Annotated in this window: 20 protein-coding genes; 11 read left to right on the top strand and 9 right to left on the bottom strand. The window is 63.0% G+C overall.

All coding sequences use genetic code 11. The annotated features are described in order from the left end of the window. Positions 1-51: 51 nt before the first annotated feature. The 9 genes from BXE_RS35295 to BXE_RS35255 all read left to right on the top strand — a co-directional run bounded on the left by BXE_RS35295 (position 52) and on the right by BXE_RS35255 (position 8,480). A complete protein-coding gene (locus BXE_RS35295) occupies positions 52-1,116 on the top strand; it encodes an ATP-NAD kinase family protein (protein ID WP_011492909.1) in 1,065 nt (354 codons plus the stop codon). Between the two features lie 40 nt (positions 1,117-1,156). Further along, positions 1,157-2,140, top strand: a complete 984-nt coding sequence (locus BXE_RS35290) for a thiamine pyrophosphate-dependent dehydrogenase E1 component subunit alpha (RefSeq protein ID WP_011492908.1) — start codon at positions 1,157-1,159, stop codon at positions 2,138-2,140. Between the two features lie 87 nt (positions 2,141-2,227). Beyond that, positions 2,228-3,232, top strand: coding sequence for an alpha-ketoacid dehydrogenase subunit beta (locus tag BXE_RS35285; RefSeq protein WP_011492907.1), 1,005 nt, complete (start codon positions 2,228-2,230; stop codon positions 3,230-3,232). A 3-nt stretch (positions 3,233-3,235) separates the two neighbouring features. Then, on the top strand, positions 3,236-4,348 hold the full coding sequence (locus BXE_RS35280) for an acetoin dehydrogenase dihydrolipoyllysine-residue acetyltransferase subunit (RefSeq protein WP_011492906.1): 1,113 nt from the start codon (positions 3,236-3,238) through the stop codon (positions 4,346-4,348). 1 nt (position 4,349) lies between these two features. Beyond that, positions 4,350-5,339, top strand: a complete 990-nt coding sequence (gene lipA / locus BXE_RS35275; RefSeq protein ID WP_011492905.1) for a lipoyl synthase — start codon at positions 4,350-4,352, stop codon at positions 5,337-5,339. A gap of 118 nt (positions 5,340-5,457) precedes the next feature. Further along, positions 5,458-5,904 carry an SRPBCC family protein gene (locus BXE_RS35270; RefSeq protein ID WP_011492904.1) on the top strand — a complete coding sequence of 149 codons (447 nt, stop codon included), beginning with the start codon at positions 5,458-5,460 and terminating at the stop codon, positions 5,902-5,904. A 421-nt stretch (positions 5,905-6,325) separates the two neighbouring features. Next, on the top strand, positions 6,326-7,210 hold the full coding sequence (locus BXE_RS35265) for a manganese catalase family protein (RefSeq protein WP_011492903.1): 885 nt from the start codon (positions 6,326-6,328) through the stop codon (positions 7,208-7,210). A 145-nt stretch (positions 7,211-7,355) separates the two neighbouring features. Continuing rightward, a complete protein-coding gene (locus tag BXE_RS35260) occupies positions 7,356-7,868 on the top strand; it encodes a phasin family protein (RefSeq protein ID WP_011492902.1) in 513 nt (170 codons plus the stop codon). Positions 7,869-7,952: 84 nt separating this feature from the next. After that, a complete protein-coding gene (locus tag BXE_RS35255) occupies positions 7,953-8,480 on the top strand; it encodes a response regulator (RefSeq protein ID WP_011492901.1) in 528 nt (175 codons plus the stop codon). Positions 8,481-8,558: 78 nt separating this feature from the next. On the opposite strand, the gene BXE_RS35250 is transcribed toward BXE_RS35255, so the two are convergent. Next, positions 8,559-9,347 (bottom strand): aldolase, encoded by a 789-nt coding sequence (locus tag BXE_RS35250; protein ID WP_011492900.1) that lies wholly within the window; start codon positions 9,345-9,347, stop codon positions 8,559-8,561. Positions 9,348-9,365: 18 nt separating this feature from the next. After that, positions 9,366-10,070, bottom strand: a complete 705-nt coding sequence (locus tag BXE_RS35245; protein ID WP_011492899.1) for a haloacid dehalogenase type II — start codon at positions 10,068-10,070, stop codon at positions 9,366-9,368. A gap of 126 nt (positions 10,071-10,196) precedes the next feature. On the opposite strand from BXE_RS35245, the gene BXE_RS35240 reads away from it, so the two are divergent. Next, entirely contained in the window at positions 10,197-11,048 is an 852-nt protein-coding gene (locus BXE_RS35240; RefSeq protein ID WP_011492898.1) for a LysR substrate-binding domain-containing protein, read from the top strand. Here BXE_RS35240 and BXE_RS35235 read toward each other — a convergent pair. Genes BXE_RS35235 through BXE_RS35205 form a run of 7 tightly spaced genes read right to left on the bottom strand, consistent with a single transcriptional unit; the run spans position 11,045 to position 19,052 of the window. Further along, positions 11,045-11,578 (bottom strand): NADH-quinone oxidoreductase subunit B family protein, encoded by a 534-nt coding sequence (locus tag BXE_RS35235; protein WP_011492897.1) that lies wholly within the window; start codon positions 11,576-11,578, stop codon positions 11,045-11,047. The two genes, BXE_RS35240 and BXE_RS35235, sit on opposite strands and share 4 nt — an antisense overlap. Beyond that, the gene (locus tag BXE_RS35230; protein WP_011492896.1) at positions 11,578-13,125 is read right to left on the bottom strand and encodes an NADH-quinone oxidoreductase subunit C; all 1,548 of its coding nucleotides are present in this window, start codon (positions 13,123-13,125) and stop codon (positions 11,578-11,580) included. Before BXE_RS35230 ends, BXE_RS35235 begins: the two co-directional genes overlap by 1 nt. A gap of 3 nt (positions 13,126-13,128) precedes the next feature. Beyond that, a complete protein-coding gene (locus BXE_RS35225; protein WP_011492895.1) occupies positions 13,129-14,589 on the bottom strand; it encodes a hydrogenase 4 subunit F in 1,461 nt (486 codons plus the stop codon). Then, entirely contained in the window at positions 14,582-15,241 is a 660-nt protein-coding gene (locus BXE_RS35220) for a formate hydrogenlyase (protein ID WP_011492894.1), read from the bottom strand. Before BXE_RS35220 ends, BXE_RS35225 begins: the two co-directional genes overlap by 8 nt. Further along, on the bottom strand, positions 15,242-16,192 hold the full coding sequence (locus BXE_RS35215) for a respiratory chain complex I subunit 1 family protein (RefSeq protein WP_011492893.1): 951 nt from the start codon (positions 16,190-16,192) through the stop codon (positions 15,242-15,244). It abuts the gene before it with no gap. Beyond that, the gene (gene hyfB / locus BXE_RS35210) at positions 16,189-18,198 is read right to left on the bottom strand and encodes a hydrogenase 4 subunit B (RefSeq protein ID WP_011492892.1); all 2,010 of its coding nucleotides are present in this window, start codon (positions 18,196-18,198) and stop codon (positions 16,189-16,191) included. Before hyfB ends, BXE_RS35215 begins: the two co-directional genes overlap by 4 nt. A 20-nt stretch (positions 18,199-18,218) precedes the next feature. Then, positions 18,219-19,052 (bottom strand): fused MFS/spermidine synthase, encoded by an 834-nt coding sequence (locus BXE_RS35205; RefSeq protein WP_011492891.1) that lies wholly within the window; start codon positions 19,050-19,052, stop codon positions 18,219-18,221. A gap of 292 nt (positions 19,053-19,344) precedes the next feature. Between BXE_RS35205 and BXE_RS35200 the strand changes: the two genes are divergently transcribed. Next, positions 19,345-20,106 carry a YoaK family protein gene (locus BXE_RS35200; RefSeq protein WP_011492890.1) on the top strand — a complete coding sequence of 254 codons (762 nt, stop codon included), beginning with the start codon at positions 19,345-19,347 and terminating at the stop codon, positions 20,104-20,106. Positions 20,107-20,233: the final 127 nt, after the last annotated feature.

The following is a 20,233-nucleotide window of genomic DNA, read 5'->3' as shown; positions in this document are numbered from 1 at the left end:
GGCGCGCGCCTGATATGAGTCCGCGCAAGACGCGGGCAGGAGACAAGCCAAGTGCCATCGCCCATCACCGTCGGCGTGATTGCGAACCCCGCGTCGGGTCGCGACATTCGCCGCCTCACCAGTTACGCGTCCGTGTTTCCGACTGCCGAGAAGGCCAACATGGTCGTACGGCTGCTGGCGGGACTGGGCGTGCTTGGCGTGGATCGCGTGCTGACCTTGCGCGACCGGACCGGCGTCGCCGCGCTGCTGCTGCGTGCGCTCGATACCCATGCAGCGGTCGCCTCGCAGCAACGCTGGCCCGCGGTCGATTTCATCGATCAACCCATCACCGATAGCGCCGCCGATACCCATGCGGGTGTCGTCGCGATGCTGCGGGCCGGCGTCGAACTGATCGCGGTACTGGGTGGCGACGGCACGCATCGCGCGGTCGCCGCTCATTGCGGCAGGGTGCCGTTGCTGACTTTATCGACCGGCACCAATAACGCGTTTCCCGATCTGCGCGAGGCGACCGTCGCCGGTCTGGCAGGTGCGCTGGCCGCGTCCGGCGCGGTGCCGCCAGACGTGGCGTTCACGCGTAACAAGCGCCTCGTGGTGCGCTGCGTCGCCGGTCCTAACCTGGGCCGCGAAGAGATTGCGCTGGTGGACGTTTGCGTGAGCCGGCAACGCTTTGTCGGCGCTCGCGCTGTGTCCGACCCGGCCGATATCGACTCACTCTTTCTCACCTTCGCGTCGCCCGACGGTATCGGCCTTTCGTCGATCGGCGGCGCGTGGGCACCCGTCGAGCGCACGGCCTCGCACGGACTGCATCTGCGTTTTGCGCGGCCCGGCGAATCCGGCGTGCCGCTGGTCGCGCCGATTGCACCGGGTCGCGTCGAGCGGGTCTTCATGCGTACGTGCGAGCGTTTCGAAGTCGGCGGCTGGACACCGCTCGATGCCGAACACGGCACGCTCGCTTTCGACGGCGAGCGCGAAATCGAACTGGAGCGCGGCGACCAGTACGAAGTCTCGCTGGATTGGGACGGACCGCTCACCGTCGACGTCGAACGTACGCTGCGCTATTCGGCGTCGCGGCAACTGGTTCGTGAAGTGGCAAATGTGGTTGCGCATCAAACGTAGGTTGTAGGCAAGCAGTGTATTTATTCCAAGGAGACACACCATGTCGGTTTCAACAGAGTTGAGCAAGGACGAACTGCTGAAGGCGTATCGCATGATGCGCACGATCCGTGAGTTCGAGGAGCGCCTGCACGTCGAATTCGCGACCGGCGAAATACCCGGCTTCGTGCACCTGTATGCGGGCGAGGAAGCGTCGGCGGTCGGCACGATGCTGCATCTGAACGACGCGGACTACGTGGCGACCACGCACCGCGGCCACGGCCACTGCATCGCCAAAGGCGTCGACGTGCGCGGCATGATGGCCGAAATCTACGGCCGCAAGACCGGCGTCTGCCACGGCAAGGGCGGCTCGATGCATATCGCCGACCTGTCGAAGGGCATGCTCGGCGCGAACGGCATTGTCGGCGCGGGTGGTCCGCTGATTTGCGGCGCGGCGTTGGCGGCGAAGTACAAGAAGTCGGGTGGCGTGGGCGTGTGTTTCTTCGGCGACGGAGCCTCGAATCAGGGCGTGATTTTCGAATCGATGAACCTGGCTTCGGTGTGGCGGCTGCCTGCGATTTTCGTGGCGGAGAACAACGGCTACGCCGAAGCGACTTCTTCGACGTGGTCCGTCGCGACCGACAACATCGCGGATCGCGCGAGCGGCTTCGGCATGCCGGGTGTGATCGTGGACGGTTTCGATTTCTTCGCGGTGCACGAAGCGCTCGGCGAGGCGATCGAGCGGGCGCGTCACGGCGGCGGGCCGACGCTCGTCGAAGTGAAATTCTCGCGCTATTTCGGCCACTTCGAAGGCGATGCGCAAACCTATCGCGCGCCGGGAGAAGTGCAGAAACTGCGCGACGAGAAAGATTGCCTGAAGCGTTTCGAAGAGCGCGTGGTGCGGGCGGGCATGCTCAGCGCGGATCAATTGCGCGGCGTGGATGCGGAAGTAAAGACCTTGATCGACACAGCCGTGACCGAAGCCAAGGCCGCTCCGCTGCCGACTGCCGAAGACCTGCTGAGCGACGTCTACGTGTCCTATCCGTAACGCGCGCGCCGCAGACCTGAACGATTCGCAAACTTGCAGGGACCGAAGTCAGCGCGAGGCGCTCACGCCGGTCAACAGGAGACAGACATGGCACGCAAGATCACATTTTCTCAGGCAATCAACGAAGCACTGAGTCAGGAAATGGCCCGCGATGAAACCGTCATCGTGATGGGCGAGGACAACGCGGGCGGCGCCGGCTCCCCAGGCGAGCAGGACGCGTGGGGCGGCGTACTCGGCGTCACGAAGGGCCTGTTTCACAAGTATCCGGGCCGCGTGCTCGATACGCCGCTCTCCGAGGGTGGCTATATCGGTGCGGCGGTGGGCGCGGCCGCGTGCGGCATGCGGCCGGTGGCGGAGTTGATGTTCATCGACTTCATGGGCGTGTGCTTCGACCAGATATTCAATCAGGCCGCCAAGTTTCGCTATATGTTCGGCGGCAAGGCGGTGACGCCAGTCGTGATTCGCGCCATGCAGGGCGCCGGCTTGCGCGCGGCCGCACAGCACTCGCAGATGCTGACCTCGCTGTTTACTCACATACCGGGCCTGAAAGTGGTGTGCCCCTCCACACCGTACGACGCGAAAGGCCTGTTGATCCAGGCGATCCGCGACAACGACCCGGTGATTTTCTGCGAGCACAAGCTGCTCTATAGCCGCGAAGGCGACGTGCCCGAAGAGTCGTATGCGATTCCGTTCGGCGAGGCGAACGTCGTGCGTGACGGCGACGACGCCACGATCGTCACGTACGGCCGCATGGTGCATTACGCCACGGAAGCCGCGGAAAAGCTCGCGAAAGACGGTATCGAAGTCGAGGTGATCGATCTGCGCACCACGTCGCCGCTCGACGAAGACACCATTCTCGAAAGCGCCAACCGCACGGGCCGTGTCGTGGTAGTGGACGAAGCGAATCCACGCTGCTCGATGGCCACGGACATCTCGGCGCTGATCGCCCAACGCGCATTTCGCTCTCTGAAGGCGCCGATCGAAATGGTGACCGCGCCGCATACGCCCACGCCGTTTGCCGGCGTGCTCGAAGACATGTACATCCCTTCGGCCCGGCAGATTGCCGACGCCGTGCTGAAAGTGAGAGGTTGAGCGATGCCGGTTCATATGATCACGATGCCCAAGTGGGGCCTTTCGATGGAGCAGGGGCAGGTCAACGGCTGGCTCAAGTCGATCGGCGACAAGGTTGCCAAAGGCGAGGAAATACTCGACGTGGAGACGGACAAGATCTCGTCCGGCGTCGAGTGCGCATTCGACGGCATCTTGCGCCGGCAGATCGCACAAGAGGGCGACACGCTGCCGATCGGCGCATTGCTCGCTGTGGTGGCCGACCCGGAAACCGCGGACGCGGAGATCGACGCAGCGGTCGAAGCGTTTCAGCGCGACTTTGTCCCGGCCACTGCCGACGCCGGCGAAACCGGGCCGCAACCGGAAAAGGTTCAGATCGGCGGGCGCACCGTGCGCTACCTGAAACTGGGCGAAGGCGGCACGCCCGCGGTGCTGATTCACGGCTTTGGCGGCGACCTCAACAACTGGCTCTTCAATCATGCCGATCTCGCCGCGCATCGCACGGTGTGGGCGCTGGATTTGCCCGGCCACGGCGAATCGGGCAAAGCGGTCGAGACCGGCGGCGCGGAAGAATTGGCCGACAGCGTGATCGCGTTCATGGACGACCGCGGTATCGGTAACGCGCATCTGATCGGTCATTCGATGGGCGCGCTGGTCGCCATGACGGTGGCCGAAAGGGCGCCCGAGCGTGTTGCTTCGCTTTCACTGATCGCGGGCGCGGGGCTCGGCGATGAAATCAACGGCGAGTACATCGGCGGCTTCACGGAGGGTAGCAATCGCAATGCGCTCAAGCCGCAACTGGCCAAGCTGTTTGCCGACCCCACGCTGGTGACGCGCCAGCTCGTGGAGGACATCGTCAAGTACAAGCGGCTCGAAGGCGTGCAGGACACCTTACGCAAGATCGCCGCGTCCGCTTTCGACGGCGACGTGCAGCGCGTGGTCTATCGCAACCGGCTTGCGGAACTCGTTCCGCGCGCGTTGGTGATCTGGGGTGCGCAGGATCAGATCATTCCCGCTTCGCACGCACAGGGATTGCAGGGCGATATCCGCGTTCACGTGCTCGAAGGAAAAGGGCATATGGTGCAGATGGAGGCGGCCTCGGAGGTGAACCGCCTGCTCAACGACTTCCTGGGGCGTTGACATGGAAGCCGCCCTGCATGGCGATAGCGTCACGGCACTTGGCCAGCACGGCAAGCGCAGTGGCGACAAACTCGCGCGGATTCCGGTGAAGATCGTGCCGCTCGCCGGTGGCGATGCCTTGCCGAAACCGCCCTGGCTGCGTGCGAGGCCGATGATGAGCGAGACTGTCGCCAGCATGGCGGCGATCCTGCGCGAACATCGGCTGCATTCGGTTTGCGAGGAGGCAATGTGTCCGAACATCGGCGAATGTTTTGCACAGCGCACCGCCACGTTCATGATAATGGGCGGCATCTGCACGCGGCGCTGTGCTTTCTGCGACGTCGCTCACGGCCGGCCGGAGCCGCTCGACGAGGGCGAGCCGCGCAGGCTCGCCGCAGCGGTGGCGGCGCTCGGTTTGCGCTATGTCGTCGTGACCTCGGTGGATCGCGACGATTTGCGCGACGGCGGCGCCGCGCATTTTGCCCGCTGCATCGCGTTACTGCGCGAGCGTGTGCCGGGCATCCGGATCGAAGTGCTGACACCGGATTTTCGCGGACGTGTCGAGCGGGCAGTGTCCGAACTCTCCCAGGCGTGGCCCGATGTGTTCAATCACAACATCGAGACGGTGCCTTCACTCTATCGGGCCGCGCGCGCCGGCGCGGACTATCGTGGCTCGCTCGACTTGCTGGCGCGCGTCAAACAGGAGAATGGCGCAGTGTTGACGAAGTCGGGATTGATGGTCGGACTCGGCGAATCCGACCAGGAACTGCTCGGCACCATGCGCGATTTGCGCGCGCATCATGTCGATATCCTGACTATCGGCCAATACCTTGCGCCTTCGCGCTTTCATATGCCGGTGCGCCGATATGTCGAGCCGGGGCAGTTCGCTTCATGGCGCGACGAGGGTTTGCAAATGGGCTTTCGCGAGGTGGTGGCGGGACCTTTGGTGCGCTCGTCATATCACGCGGATCATGCCGCCGACGTGGTAACGACCACGGGCCAGGAGCGGTGATAGCGGATGAAGCCCGTTGCCGTCTACGGGTTTCCCCGGCGCATCATGATGTCGATATTGCTGTGGCCGGTTCGTCGTAGGAGTATGTCCAACTCCTTTAGTGAAAGGCGAACACACCATGACTACCGGAACCGTCAATCTTCATCGCGTCTTGCGCGCTATTCCCGAACGCGTGTACCGGGCATTCGTCGAACCCGATGCGCTGGCAAAGTGGCTTCCTCCTTACGGATTTACCTGTCAGGTGCATCACATGGAGGCGCGGGTGGGTGGCACCTTCAAGATGTCGTTCCGCAACTTCGGTACCGGTAACGGTCACTCGTTCGGCGGCGAGTACCTCGAACTGGTGCCGTTCGAGACGATCCGCTATACAGACCGGTTCGACGATCCAAACCTGCCCGGCGTGATGACCACTACCATTTCATTGCGACAGGTGTCCTGCGGAACCGGAGTCACCATCGTGCAGGAGGGCGTGCCCGAGGTCATTCCTGTCGAGATGTGCTACCTCGGCTGGCAGGAGTCGCTGGTTCAACTGGCAAAGCTGGTGGAGCCCGAGATTCTTGGCTGAGCGCGCCGGCGCAAGACGTGCGCGCGGCGAGGAATCAGGGGCGCTTCGCCGCGCGCAAGGGACGTGCCGCGCCGAAGGCCCCGTTTCCAACCAGATAGCGCGCACCGCCGCCGAGCATGCGAGCCGCCATCGCAGCACACGACCCCCGCCATCGCATGAGGGATCGCCCGAGATCCGTTCACATAGCTCACCCTCCAGGCACGACGCATGCGGAGTCCGAAGCGCAGGTGTCTCTCATGCGTTCCTGCGCGCGTATTACGCCAGGGCAATCGCTCTGAGACCAGGGTTGGCGACATTCCGCACATGCGTTCGTCATCGCCCGCACGACCGCTTTCCAGTCAAGCGTCCGCCGCAAGACGCTCCTTTGCCTCTTCAGGTGAAGAGCGGCGGCGGCTCCACCCTCATGTTTTGGAGAAATGCGATGTTTGTGCACAATAAACGGCTTCAGTACACCGTCCGCGTGGCCGCACCCAACCCCGGCCTTGCGAATCTGCTTCTCGAACAGTTCGGCGGCCCGCAGGGCGAACTGGCCGCAGCGTGTCGATATTTCACACAGGCGGTAAGCGAGGACGACCCGGGTCGGCGCGACATGCTGTTCGATATCGCGACGGAAGAACTGAGTCACCTGGAGATCGTCGGTTCGATCGTCGCGATGCTCAACAAGGGCGCGAAGGGCCGGCTTGCAGAAGGCGTCGAGCAGGAAGCGGAACTGTACCGCTCGCTCACCGGAGGCGGCAACGACTCGCACATCACCGCGCTGCTTTACGGTGGCGGCCCGGCGTTGACCAACTCCGCGGGCGTGCCGTGGACAGCCGCGTACATCGACACGATCGGCGAGCCGACTGCGGATCTGCGATCCAATATCGCCGCGGAAGCGCGCGCAAAAATCGTCTACGAACGGCTGATCAACGTGACCGATGATCCGGGCATCCAGGAAGCGCTCGGGTTTCTGATGACCCGCGAGATCGCCCACCAGAAGTCGTTCGAAAAAGCCTTGCATTCGATCCAGCCTAACTTCCCGCAAGGCAAATTGCCGGGCGTTCCGGAATTCACGAACGTCTACTACAACATGTCCGATGGCGACGATGCGCCGCGCGGTCCGTGGAATGAAGGGCCGGGCTGGGACTTCGTCGAGAACCCCGAGCCGGCGGTCGACGGCGGCGATGGCCTCGCCAGCGTTCAGGTGTCTGAAGAGGAAGTTGAAGTGTTGAGCGCAATGGCGGCGCGCACGGCTTCTGCAACCGGAATCGACCCCGTCACCGGTGCCGACCTCGGCGCCGGGCAAGATGTCGCGGTAACGAAATAAAGCCCTGGCGGCAATGATGGTCGTCAGTTAAATGACGGCGACGGCGCAACCTGTTCGGTCTTCAGCGTAGCGCGAAAAGCACGGACAGGTTGTCCTCGAAACGCCGCATGCCGGCGCTGCGCGCGCCTCACACAACGGAGCCTCTATGTACCCCGATACCACGAACCAGTTCTCCGCGCATCAAAATGAAACGGCCATCGACGCAGCTTTTGCCTGCACGAACGAGCTTTTCGCAGGCCTCGAGAAAGTTGCAGAACTCAATGTCCAGACTATTAAAACCTCGCTATCCGAGCAGCAGGCGCTAGCCGACGCGGCACTTTCTGCCCGATCGGTGAGCGAGGTATTCGATCTTCAGTCGCAACAGTTACCGGCCGCGGTGACGAAGACCTTCGCATACTGGCGGCATATGGAAGACATTGCCGCTCAAACGCGAAACGACCTTGCCTCGGCGGTGCGGGAGCACTTCGGAAGTTCGCTTCAGACCTTCGCGAAGATGTTCGACTTCGCCTCGATCGGATTCGACGCCCGGGAGATGCTCGGCAAGTCGAGCCAGTTCGCGATGGCGCAATCAGCGAACGCCGCCGCGCAACGGGTGGCGATCGTGGACAGCTCGGGCAAGGTGCTTTCTCCGGAAGGCGTTCGGAGCGATCTGCATTAGCCGGGAACGGGTGGCCGCAGGCGAGCGTTGCGTCCTTATCGGGTAGCAGTTCCGGGCCATTGTGTGAACAGTGCGAGAAAACGTATGAACTCCAATCTTGAAGACCGGGAACGCGAGAATGATCCCAACGCGAGCCAGAGCGGCCGCCTGCAGAACGGGGCGCCTATTCGGGTACTCGTCGTCGACGATTCGCGCCCGTCGGCAGACGCTCTTAGCGCCTACCTGCAAGCCGGCGGAATGAGCGTGCGAACCGTCTATCACGGCTCGGACGCACTTAAAGAAGCGCGAGCGTGGATACCGGACTGCATTGTTCTGGATGTCGCCATGCCGGGTCTATCCGGCATCGGCGTGGCGGTGGCGCTTGGGAGAATCGAGGCGACCGGTAAAATTCCTCTTCTGGCCTACACCGCATTCGATACTGCCGATTACCTCAGGGAAATGAGTGAGGCCGGTTTCGACGCCGTATGCCGCAAGCCTGCCGAACTGACCCAACTCGAAGGCATGATCTTCAGATTGCTCGGCCATGAAACAGTGGATGGCCGTCGGGTTGTGTCATCTACTGCCGCGCTTGCGCCGGCCGATCCGGGCTCGGACACGATCGAACGGCATTAGCGTTGTAAAAAGGACGCGACGGACTTTCATGCCGAGCCATACGAAGATCCGCCGTCTGTCACCAAAACGCCAGCACGCTCACTTGTCGAACGCAATTCCGCGCCTATGTAGTTCCCGCATACCGCTGTCGAGGTGCGCGCGAGCGCTGTCTTTATCTCCAACGCGCATTTGCTCGTAAGCGCGCTGCGCGACATCGTGAGGCACGGGCTTGAGTGCCCGATTGGCGCTCATCGCCTTGAGTTGCACCTCTGCTGCGCGTTCCAGGTAATACAGGTCGTCCCACGCTTGCGCGATGCTCGCGCCCGCCACCATCACGCCGTGATTCTTCAGAAAGACGATGTCCGCATCCCCCATCGCCGCCGCGATACGGTCCCCTTCCGATTCGTCCAGTGCCAAACCGTTGTAATGCTCATCGACCGCGGTGCGGCCGTAAAACTTCAATGCCGTCTGCCCGAGCCACAGCAGCGGCGGCCCCTCCAGCAAACAGAGCGCTGTGGCGTTCGGCATGTGCGTGTGAAACGCCGCTTTCACGCGCGGCATCAACCGGTGCAATCGGGCATGGATATAAAACGCAGTTGCTTCCGGCTTCCCTTCACCGTCGACCACCTGTCCGTCGACATCGCAAACCAGAAGTCGCGATGCGGTGATTTCGCCGAACGCGTAGCCATACGGATTCACAAAGAACAGGTCGTCGTGGCCAGGGACAACGGCCGAGAAATGATTGCAGATCCCTTCCTCCAGGCCATGCAGTGCCGCGAGCTGAAAGCACGCGGCCAGTTCGATACGAGCCTGCATGACAGCGTCTGAATCGAGTCGCACGTTGCGTGACGCCGCCGGGGAGCCGACGGATAAAAGTGTATGCGCCATGATCGTTGCCTCTGAAATTTACCAGCCAAGCGAAGTGAACAGCGGCGGCACCTGATCGAGTGTCGTGAGCGTTGCGTCGGGCGTGTAGTCGGGCAGCAAGGTGCGGCCCGTTCCGCGATCGATCCAGACGCAGCGAAAACCGATATCGCGCGCGGCGGCGTGGTCCAGATGCGGACTCGCACAAATATGCACGACGTCGTCCTTCGTTACGCCGAGTTGCTCATGAGCATAGTCGAAGAGTCTTCGCACCGGTTTGTACGCGCCGGCCTGCTGCGCGGTTATCACGCGGTCGATATGGCCGCCAAGCTGCGCGACGTTGCCTGAGATGATGTCGTCGTCGGTATTCGACACGATACAGAGGCGATAGCCCTCCTCCTTCAGCCGCCGCAACGTGGAGACGACTTCGGGAAACGGCGGCATCGCGGAGATGCCGTCGGTCAGCACGCGAACGTCGTCCTGAGCGCTGTGCAGACCGAGTTCTTCCAGCGCGAGCCGCAAACCGTCGCCGGCTACCTTGCGGAACGAGCGATGCGGCGGTGTTTGCTCCAGCGCATGTTCATGCCGGTCATAGACCTCGATCAGTTTTGCCGGATCGACGTGATTGCCGTGTTTCGTCCGGAGAATTTCATCGACCGCGGCGCGCAGGCCTTCGTCCCATTGAATCAGCGTGCCGTAGCAGTCGAAAGTGAGCCACAGCGGGCGGTTTGTGTTCTGAAGTGACATGATCTGCTCGCAAAAAGACGGGTTCGGGTGTTCATCTGTGCTCAGCTTAGTCAAATTGGACGTTATTTGAAAATTAAATTAAAATCTAAGTGTCAGTTGCATTTCAAATAACGAAGCGAGCGGATCATGCTGGATCTCGAACTGTTGAACACCCTGATTTGCGTTGTCGACGAGGGTAGTTTCACGCGCGCGGGCGAGCGTGTGCACCGGACACAATCCACGGTGAGCCAGCAGGTGCGCAAACTGGAAGAGCTGGTCGGCCGAACTCTGCTGCTGCGCGATCGCACCGGCAATCAGGTCACGGCGACCGAGCACGGCGAGTTGCTCGCCCAATACGCGCGCCGGCTGCTCGCGTTGGCGCAGGAAGCGCAGGACGCGCTGGTCAGCGACGTGGAGCTGACGCCGGTTCGCATCGGCGTGCCGGAGGATTTCGACGCGCGGCGCATGTCGGCAATGCTGTCGGGTTTCGTCAAGGCAAAACCCGGCGTGCGGCTGGAGACGGTTGCTGGAATGAGTGTCGATCTGCAACGCAAGCTGGCGGCGGGCGAGATCGAGATCGCGTTGGTCAAGCGCGAACCGGGCAGTGGCGAGTGCCTCGCATCCTGGCCGGAATCGCTGGTCTGGGTGCGGGGCGGGAACGTCGAATTACCGGAAGAGTCGGCGGATGAACCCATTCCGCTAGCGCTGTTTCCTCACGGCTGCGTGTACCGGCAACGCGCGATTCGCAGCCTCGACAAGGCACTCCGGCGCTGGCGCATCGCGTTTGGAAGTCAAAGTCTGACTGGCATTCAGGCGGCGGTTTCGTCGGGGCTCGGGGTTTCGGTGTTGCCCACGTCGGCGGTGCTTCCTGAGCATCGCCTGTGCGCGGGCTTGCCGCAGTTGCCGCCCACGGAGCTTGCGCTCGTGACCTCTGGTGGCGTGCTCAATGCGCTTCAACTGGCATTGGTCGAATTCCTGAGGGCGGAGATCAAGGTTTAAGGGCTGCGTGGAGCGGTCGAATGCCCGGCACGAAGCGCAGTGAGAATCCCCCTCAGGATATCAATGGGCGGCGGCGGACATCCAGGGATCGTCACGTCGACCGGAAGGAGTGTCGAGAGCGGCCCGCAGACGGCATAGCTGTCCCTGAACACGCCGCCCGTGCACGCACATTCACCGGTGGCGACCACCAGTTTGGGATGAGGTGTCGCCTCGTAGGCCTGCCACACGGCTTCCCTCATGTTCAGCGTCAACGGGCCGGTAACGAGCAGCATGTCCGCATGGCGGGGACTCGCGACGAAGCGGATGCCCAGGCCTTCGATGTTGTAATAGGGATTGCTGAGCGCATTGATTTCCAGCTCGCAGCCATTGCAGGAGCCTGCGTCGATTTCGCGGATGCACAGGGCCCGCCCGAGCACATCGAGGATCTCCTGCTGGATCTGCCGGCTCTCCGTATGCCACGAGTCGTCGGCTTGCGGCACCCGTTCGTTGGGCGTGCCGGTCCGCGCGATCTGTTTGAGAAGTTGCCACATTACAGGTCGTGTCCCGCGTAGTTCAGATTGAACGACTTGTTGATCAACGGGAAATCGGGAACGATATTGCCGATGATCGCGTGTTCCAGCGCAGGCCAGTTCTGCCATGACGGGTCATGGCAGTGGCAGCGGGAAAGGGTGCCGCCGGCGCCGGTCTCGAGGGCGACGAACACGTCGCCGCGCCAGCCTTCGATCCAGCCCACGCCACGCGCCGGCGACCCGCGCTGTTCGAGTACCGTGACGATGTCTCCTTCAGGCAGACCGGCGAGCAGGGTCTGGATCAACCGGATCGATTCATAGATTTCACCGAAGCGGACCGCGACGCGGGCCGCCACGTCACCGCGCGCGTCGCTGACCATCTGCACCGGCACCTCGTGATAAGGCGCGTACGGGTGATCGACACGTACGTCGGTTTTCCGGCTGCTTGCCCGCGCCACGAGTCCGCACACGCTGAAGTGCTCCGCCACTTCCGCGGAGAGAATCCCCGAGCCCGCGAAGCGATCCTGGAGTCCCGACTGATCCTCATAGATGCGCTGCATCACGCGAACTTCCGTATCGATCCGCTCACACTGCGTCTGTATTGCCGTGATGAAACGCGAGTCGATATCCTTCGACACACCGCCGGGCACGATCCGGTCCATCAGATAGCGATGCCCGAAAGCCTGGTCGTTCACGCGCAACCAGTCTTCCTTCAGCCGGGAGAACTGCGCGAGGCCGTACGCGAACCCGGCGTCGTTGCCGAGCGCGCCGAGGTCGCCGAGATGGTTGGCAATGCGCTCGCGTTCGAGCAGCAGCGCACGCAGCCACTGTGCGCGCGGCGGAATCCTTCCGTCCAGCGCGCGCTCCACGGCCATGCAATAAGCCCACGAGAAGGCCACAGTCGTGTCTCCTGCAATTCGCCCCGCGAGCCGATAACCCAGCAGCAAAGGCGTCCGTTCGAACAGCTTTTCGATGCCGCGATGGGCATAGCCGAATCGTTCTTCAAGCCGCAGTACCTTTTCGCCGACCACCGAGAAGCGGAAGTGCCCGGGCTCGATCACGCCGGCGTGGATCGGCCCTACGGCGATTTCGTGGACACCGTCGCCATCCACGCGAACAAAGGGATAGTCCTCCTCTCCAGACTGGAACCGTTCCGCGCCCGAGGACAGTTTTTGCAGCGGATGGTAGTCGCGCGGCCAGTTGCCGTGATTCAGCCACGGCCGGCTGTCCGCGGCGCCAATCGCGCGGAGCCCGAGCAGATCGAAGACAGCGCGTTGCATGCGCGCCGCGCAGGGAAACACCGTCGAGAGATCCGGATATCCCTGCGCGGCCACCGGCGCTTCGAGCCAGAGAATGCCGTCTTCCAGCGCGTAAGCGGCGGAGATCGCAAACGTGCCGGTTGCCTCTTCGTTGCCCCACAGAGAGATCAGCCGTCCGCCGTTTTCACGCGCGGTCCTGGCCGTTCTCATCCATGTGTCGGGATCGACTCGCGCCAGAAATGCGGACGACCGGCCGGCGAATGCCGACAGGCGTGTCTGGTTGGGAAGCCCGAATGCCTCGATGCGCATGCGTTACCCCGCGATCATGGCCGCCGCTTGCCGATACCACGTTGCAAGATACGGAGGAATGTAGAGCCCCAGCATCAGGCCGATGCCGAGATGGACGAACACCGGCAGCAGCGCCGGCGAATGTTCGAGAGGCTTGACGCTCGTATCGCCGAACACCATGCCCTGCACGCGCGCGAAGATCGCCGCGAACGCCACGGCAAGGGCGAGCAGCAGAAAGGGTGTGGCCCACGGCAGCTTGCGCATCGCGGTGGTCAGGATCAGGAACTCGCTGGCGAAGACGCCGAATGGCGGCATGCCGAGGATCGCGAGCGTGCCGAGCATCATCCCCCATCCGACGGTTGGGCTGACGCGCAACAAGCCGCGAATGTCGTCGATCGTCTGGGTGCCGGCCTTCTGGGCCGCATGCCCGACGGTGAAGAAGATCGCCGACTTCACCAGCGAATGCACCGTCATGTGCAGCAGGCCCGCGAAGCTCGCAATGGGGCCGCCGAGCCCGAAGGCGAACGTCATCAGGCCCATATGCTCGATCGACGAATACGAAAAGAGCCGCTTGACGTCTTTTTGCCGGAACAGCGAAAAGGTCGCGACCAGCACCGAGACGAGCCCGAAGCCGATCAGCAGGTTGCCCGGCAGGCCGTTGTGGAGCGCGCCGTCGGCCAGCACCTTGCAACGCAGCACCGCATACAGCGCGACATTGAGCAGCAGGCCGGACAGCACCGCCGAAATCGGCGTGGGGCCTTCGGCATGCGCATCGGGCAGCCAGTTGTGCATGGGCACGAGGCCGACCTTGGTGCCGTAGCCGATCAGCAGGAACACGAACGCGAGCGAAATGATGGTCGGGTCGAGACTTCCTTTGACCGCGTTCAGACTGGTCCAGAGCAGCGCTTCGTCGCCGCCGAGCTGCCGGCTCGCCGCGAGATAGAGCAGGATCGTGCCGAACAGCGCCTGTGCGATGCCGACGCCGCACAGAATGAAGTACTTCCACGCGGCTTCGAGGCTGGCCGCGGTGCGATATACGCTGACGAGCAGCACGGTAGCAAGCGTGGCGGCTTCCATCGCGACCCACAGAATGCCCATGTTGTTGGTGAGCAGCGCGAGCAGCATCGCGAAGATGAACAGCTGGTACATGCTGTGGTAGAGGCGCATGCGCGGGCCGGTCATCCTGCCGCGGTCCCGTTCGATGCGCATGTACGGCTTCGAGAAGATCGACGTGGTCCAGCCGACAAAGGCCGTCAGCGCGACCAGAAATACATTGAGCGGATCGACGAAGAAGAGCTTGCCGAGCGCGAATGCAGGTCCGTGCGCCACGGTTTGCGCGGCGAGCAGCGCAGCGGCGGCAAAGGTCAGGAAACTGAACCCGACATTGAGTTCCGCCGCCACGTGGTGTTGTCCCACGAGCGCCAGACTTGCGCCCGCGAACAGCGGGATCGCGAAAACCAGTAGCAGTACCCAGGCTTCAGTCATCTTTGAGTTTTTCAAGGTGATGAATGTCCAGACTGTCGAACTGCTCGCGAATCTGAAACATGAACACGCCGAGAATCAGAAGGCCGACCAGCACATCGAGCCCGATGCCGAGTTCGACGATCATCGGCATACCGTTCGTCGCCGCCGCCGCGGCGAAAAACAGGCCGTTTTCCATCGAGAGGAAGCCGATTACCTGGGGAATCGCCTTGGCGCGCGTGATCATCATCATGAACGACAGCAGCACGCAGGCAAGCGCAATGCCGAGCGTGCCGCGCGCGACCGACGACGCAAGCAGACTGACCGGCGAGGCAACGTTGAACGCGATGATCACGAGCACGATGCCCACCAGCAGTGTGGCGGGAATGTTGAGGAGCGGTTCGACATCCGTCCGGACATTGAGCCGCTGCACGAGCTTGTAGAGAATCCAGGGAATCAGGCCGACCTTGAGCACGAGGGTCAGGAGCGCGGAAATGTAGAGGTGCGAGTCGGCGGTCACGTATCCGAGTACCAGGTTGGCGGATACGAGCGTCAGGCCTTGCAGTGTGTAGAGGTGGATCAGTGACAGGATCCGGCGCTGGCTGAGCATCGCAAACGACAATAGCAGCAGGATGGCGGCCAGAAAGTTGATGATCTGCGTGGCGAATCCGTGCATTCATGCCCCCAGCAGAAAATGAACGAGCATCCCGATGACGGCCAGCAGGAAGGCCGTGGCGAGAAACTCGGGGACGCGGAAAATGCGCATCTTCGCGTTGCTCGTCTCGACTATCGCGAGCGCCGCGCCGCCCACCAGAAGCTTGACGAAGAGCGCGGGGATCGCGAACAGCAGCGCCGTCGGATTGCCTGCCTCGGCAATCCCCCACGGAATGAACAGCGCAACGCCGATACACGAGTACGCGAACAGCTTGAGACTCGCGGCCCATTCCATCAGCGCGAGATGGCGGCCCGAATATTCGAGGATCAACGCCTCGTGGATCATCGTGAGTTCGAGATGGGTGGTCGGGTTATCGACAGGCAGACGCGCGTTCTCGGCGAGCGACACCATCGTGAACGCGATGCCCGCGAAGGCAAGGCTCGGATAGATGGCCAGTTCGCGGTGACTGAGCGTGGCCACGATGCTGGTCAGCAAGGTGGACTGCGTGATCAGCGATGCCGAGAACAGGACCATCAGCAACGCGGGTTCCGCGAGGAAGCCCACCAGCATTTCGCGGCGCGCGCCGAGCGTGCCGAACGCGGTGCCGATATCCATCGCGGCCAGCGAAAGCGTCACACGGGCCAGCGCGAACAGGCCGACCAGCGCGATGGCGTCCGCGGCAGGCGAGAGCGGCAGGTCGGTGGAGAGCGTCGGCACGATCGCGCAGGCGAGTGTCATGCATGCCCAGACCACATACGGCGCGCCACGGAATATCGGGCTCGCGTGGCCGGCGACCACGGACTCCTTGTTGAACAGCTTGTGAAGCATGCGGTACGGCTGCCAGATGCTCGGCGCGCGGCGGTTTTGCAAGCGGGCGCGGCACATGTTGACCCAGCCCGTGAGCAGCGGAGCGGCCGCCAGCGCAAGCAGGATTTCGAGCCCCTGCGAGATCAGTCCGGAGAGCGTGATCATCGTCTCACCAGCATCAGCAGCACGATCAGCACGATGAAGCTATGCATCAGGTACATGGCAATGCGGCCGGTCTGAAGCCGCCCGGCCAATGCCGCGATGCGCATGATCAGCCGTTCCAGCGGCGCATAGATCAGGGTCCACGCGCGGTCCGTCACGGTGACGCTGTACACCGGGTGTGAGTCGAACGGCGAAGGAAGCCGGCGCTCGATTTTGAATAGCGGCGTGAAGATTTCGCGGATGGGTTGCCCGAACCCTTCGGCGGTGTCCTGCATGCGCGCGGTCACGAACGGATAGCCGCAGGCCCACGGCGCCGCGCGCCTCAGGCGCCCGTGGTAGAGGCGGCGGACCAGCAGCCAGGCGAGCCCGCAGCACGCGCAGAAAAACAGCAGAAAAACCGCCGGCATATAGCTGGCCCGGTCTACGCTGGTGGGCGCGAGCAGCAGCCAGCCATTGCGCGCCACGGCCTCGCCGATGCCGGTTCCCACCAGCATACGGGTGACGCGGTCCAGCACGGCCACGAACTGCACCGGCAGCAGCCCGAGCAACACGCATATCGCCGCCAGCCAGACGAAGCCGACGCGCTCCCAACGGCTCGCGTCGCGCGCTTGCGCCAGCTTCGTCTCTCTCGGTTGACCCAGAAAGACAATGCCGAAGAACTTCACCATCGTATAGCCCGCTAGCGCGGCTACCAGCGCGATCAGCGCCGCGACCAGCGGCACCACCATGTTCAGGAACGGGTTCGGCAAGCCCGGCGTGAACAGAAAGCTCTGCAGCAACAGCCATTCGGAGACGAAGCCGCTCAACGGCGGCAGCCCGGCGCTCGCAAACGCGCCCACGAGCGCCGCCCATGCGGTCCACGGCATCACGCGGATCAATCCGCCCAGCCGGCCGAGATTGCGTTCGCCGGTGGCATGCAGCACGGAACCCGTGCCGAGAAACAGCAGGCTTTTGAACGTCGCATGGCTGGCGATCTGGTAGAACAGCGCCGTCAACGAGAGCGCGGCGAGCGTGTTCATGCCGTACGCGCGAAACAGGATCGCCAGTCCCATGCTGACGAACATCAGGCCGATGTTATCGATCGACGAATAGGCGAGCAGCCGCTTCATGTCTGTCTGGATCGCGCTGAACACGACGCCGAACAGGGCGGTGAAGAGTCCGAGCGCCAGCACGAAGACTCCCCACCACCACAGCTGGACATGCAGCAGGTCGAATACCGTGCGCAGAATGCCGTAGAGTCCCGCCTTCAGGATAAAGCCGCTCATGAGGGCGGACACCGGTGACGGCGCGGCCGGATGAGCCTCGGGTAGCCACACATGCAGGGGGAACACACCCGCCTTTGCGCCGAAGCCGAATAGCGCCAGCAGGAATGCCGCGGAGGCCCAGAATACGTCGAGATGCTGTTGGCGCATGTTGGCGAACGTATAGTCGCCGGTATTGGCTTGCAGCAGGCCGAAACACAGCAGGAGCGCCAGCGCGCCGACATGGGAGATCAGGAAGTAGAGGTAAGCGGCTCGACGGATCTCCGCGATGCGGTGATTGGTCATGACAAGGAAAACTGCCGACACGGTCATCGTTTCCCACGCGACCATGAAGCTGTACGCGTCGTCTGCCAGTAACAGCGTCGCCATGCTCGCGAGGCACACGTGGTATTCGAAGCAGAGTAAGCCGGGCGGCGTGCCTTCACCCTTGCGGAAATAACCGGCGGAGAACGCGCTCACGCCCGTGCTCACCATGCCGAGCACCGCGAGGAAATACGCCGACAGGCCATCCAGCCGGAGATGAAAAGGGAGCTCGGGCAACCCGAGCGGCAGGATGATTTCCTGCGGACCGGCGAAAACGCCGGTCAGGCCCAGCCCGAACAGAGCCAGGCCAAACACTGCGCCGACCGGAAACAGCCCGTGCGCTACCACGCGCGTCCGTCGCAGGCCGGCGAGCCCCAGAACGCTGACGGCCAGCCAGCCCACGATGACCAGCAGTACGTAGTGGATGACCAGCAGGTGTTCCATCGCCGTAGTCTCCGGGACTGTCAGATGTCGTGTTCGACGGCAGGCTCGCCGGATGAAGGGTATCCCGAAAGAGACTCCTCCCGGTAATGATGTTCCATTCTTTTGACGTGGCGACACAGGTCGAGACCCAGCGATGTCGTCAGGGCCTTCGCGCGGGCATGAAGGTCGTCCCACGCCGGCACGGTTCTCCGCTTGAGGCCAAGAGCAATGACGTTAGCCCCGCACTGCGCCGTGGTGCGGAGCAGGTTTGCGTCGCACGCCCGGCGCATCCGGGCGAGGTGCGTGGTGAGCCGGACGTCATTGTTCAGCAGGTTTGACACGAGAACCCCTTTGTCGCGCAGCGCCGCACGGCAGGAATCGTAAAAGGACTGGCTGGACAGGGCGGCGGGCAGACCCGTTGCGTCGAAGCCGTCGAGCAGGATCACGTCCGCGATGCCCGTGCTGTCCGACAGATACGCCGCCGCGTCCGCATGCACGATGCGGAATCTTGCCGAATCGGGCGGGACGAAAAAACGTTCACGCAGCGCGATCACGTTCGCGTCGATTTCGACCGTAGTGACCCGCGCCGAGGGAAACTTCCGGAAGCAGTATTTGGACAACGATCCTCCGCCCAGCCCCACGATCAGGATGTCTTGCGGCGCGGGGTGGAAGAGCCCGAAGGTCATCATGGCCCGCGTGTACGGGAGGTCGAGCTCGAACGGGTCGCGCTTGCGCATCGAGCTTTGTATGCCCAATGGACCGAAGCGCAGCGACCGGGTGCGCAACCCGTCGCTTACCACGGGTACGGGATTTCCGGGCGGCCCTTTCAACAGTTCCGCCAGCGCCTGCCTGAAGTGATGGTGATTGGCCGACAAATCAATCGTCTCCGGAAACTGCCTGGGCCGGGTATCCGCGTTGAATCTGCCGGGCCGGAAGGTGCATCGGGTTACCAGTTTATGATAATGGCGTTATCATCCTAGCAGCTTTATCGAGATGGTTCCACCGATGCCGCTGCGGCGACATCCGCGGAAAAACGGCGCCGCGTCCTTCCGGGGCATTGACAGCGCGGGCCTCACCTACGCATGGAATTTCAGAAACAGCTTGCCGCACCGGCTCCCGCTTGAACCGGCGCGGCTCGGCGCATGCAACCACGGGAGTCGATACCTGATGCCAGCAGACTATTTCCGGACCCTCACGGGGAAGGACCGGACTGTCAGGGGCGACCGGCAGCTCGGTTTTTCGCTTGCGTTCGTGGCCGGCGCGACGAATGCCGGCGGTTTTCTCGCGGTGAAGCAATACACGTCGCATATGAGCGGCGTGGTATCCGCGATTGCCGACCAGGCTGCATTGGGCGACTTTTCACTGGTCCTGGCGGGCGCCGGGTCGCTGATCTCGTTTCTGCTGGGCGCCGCCTGTTCGGCGGTGCTCGTCAACTGGGGGCGGCGCAGGCGGCTGAATAGCCAGTATGCTTTGCCGCTGCTGATCGAAGCCAGCCTGCTTCTGTGTTTCGGGCTGCTCGGCAGTCACCTCGCCTTGTGGGAAACGCTGTTCGTGCCGGCAACCGTCGTACTCCTTTGCTTCATCATGGGTTTGCAAAACGCCATGATCACCAAGCTGTCCGGTGCGGAAATCCGTACCACTCACATGACGGGCATCGTGACCGATATCGGCATCGAGCTCGGCAAGCTCTTCTACTGGAATTCCTCGCGCGATGACATCGCCGCGCCCAGCGTGCTGGCGAATCGCGCGAAGCTGAAAGTGCACGGGACGATGCTGGCCCTGTTCCTCGTTGGCGGACTCACGGGCGCGGTGGGCTTCAGGCATGTGGGGTACGCGGCGACCACGCCGCTCGCTGCACTATTGATCGCGCTGGCGATCGTGCCGCTGATCGACGATCTGCGCGGACGGATCTATCGGCTCGATCGCTAGCGCGGTGGCTGGCTGCGGCCTTCTGACGCTCCCGCTCGCCGTGCCCGAGGCCATCGTCAGGGTGGCAACGGTCTACCTGACGTTGATGCACATATTATGATAATAAGATCATCATCAGAGTGCGCTA

This window comes from Paraburkholderia xenovorans LB400, assembly GCF_000013645.1.
Lineage (GTDB): Bacteria > Pseudomonadota > Gammaproteobacteria > Burkholderiales > Burkholderiaceae > Paraburkholderia > Paraburkholderia xenovorans.
Note: the sequence above shows the minus strand (reverse complement) of the source record. Positions and strands in the feature narration are given on the sequence as shown.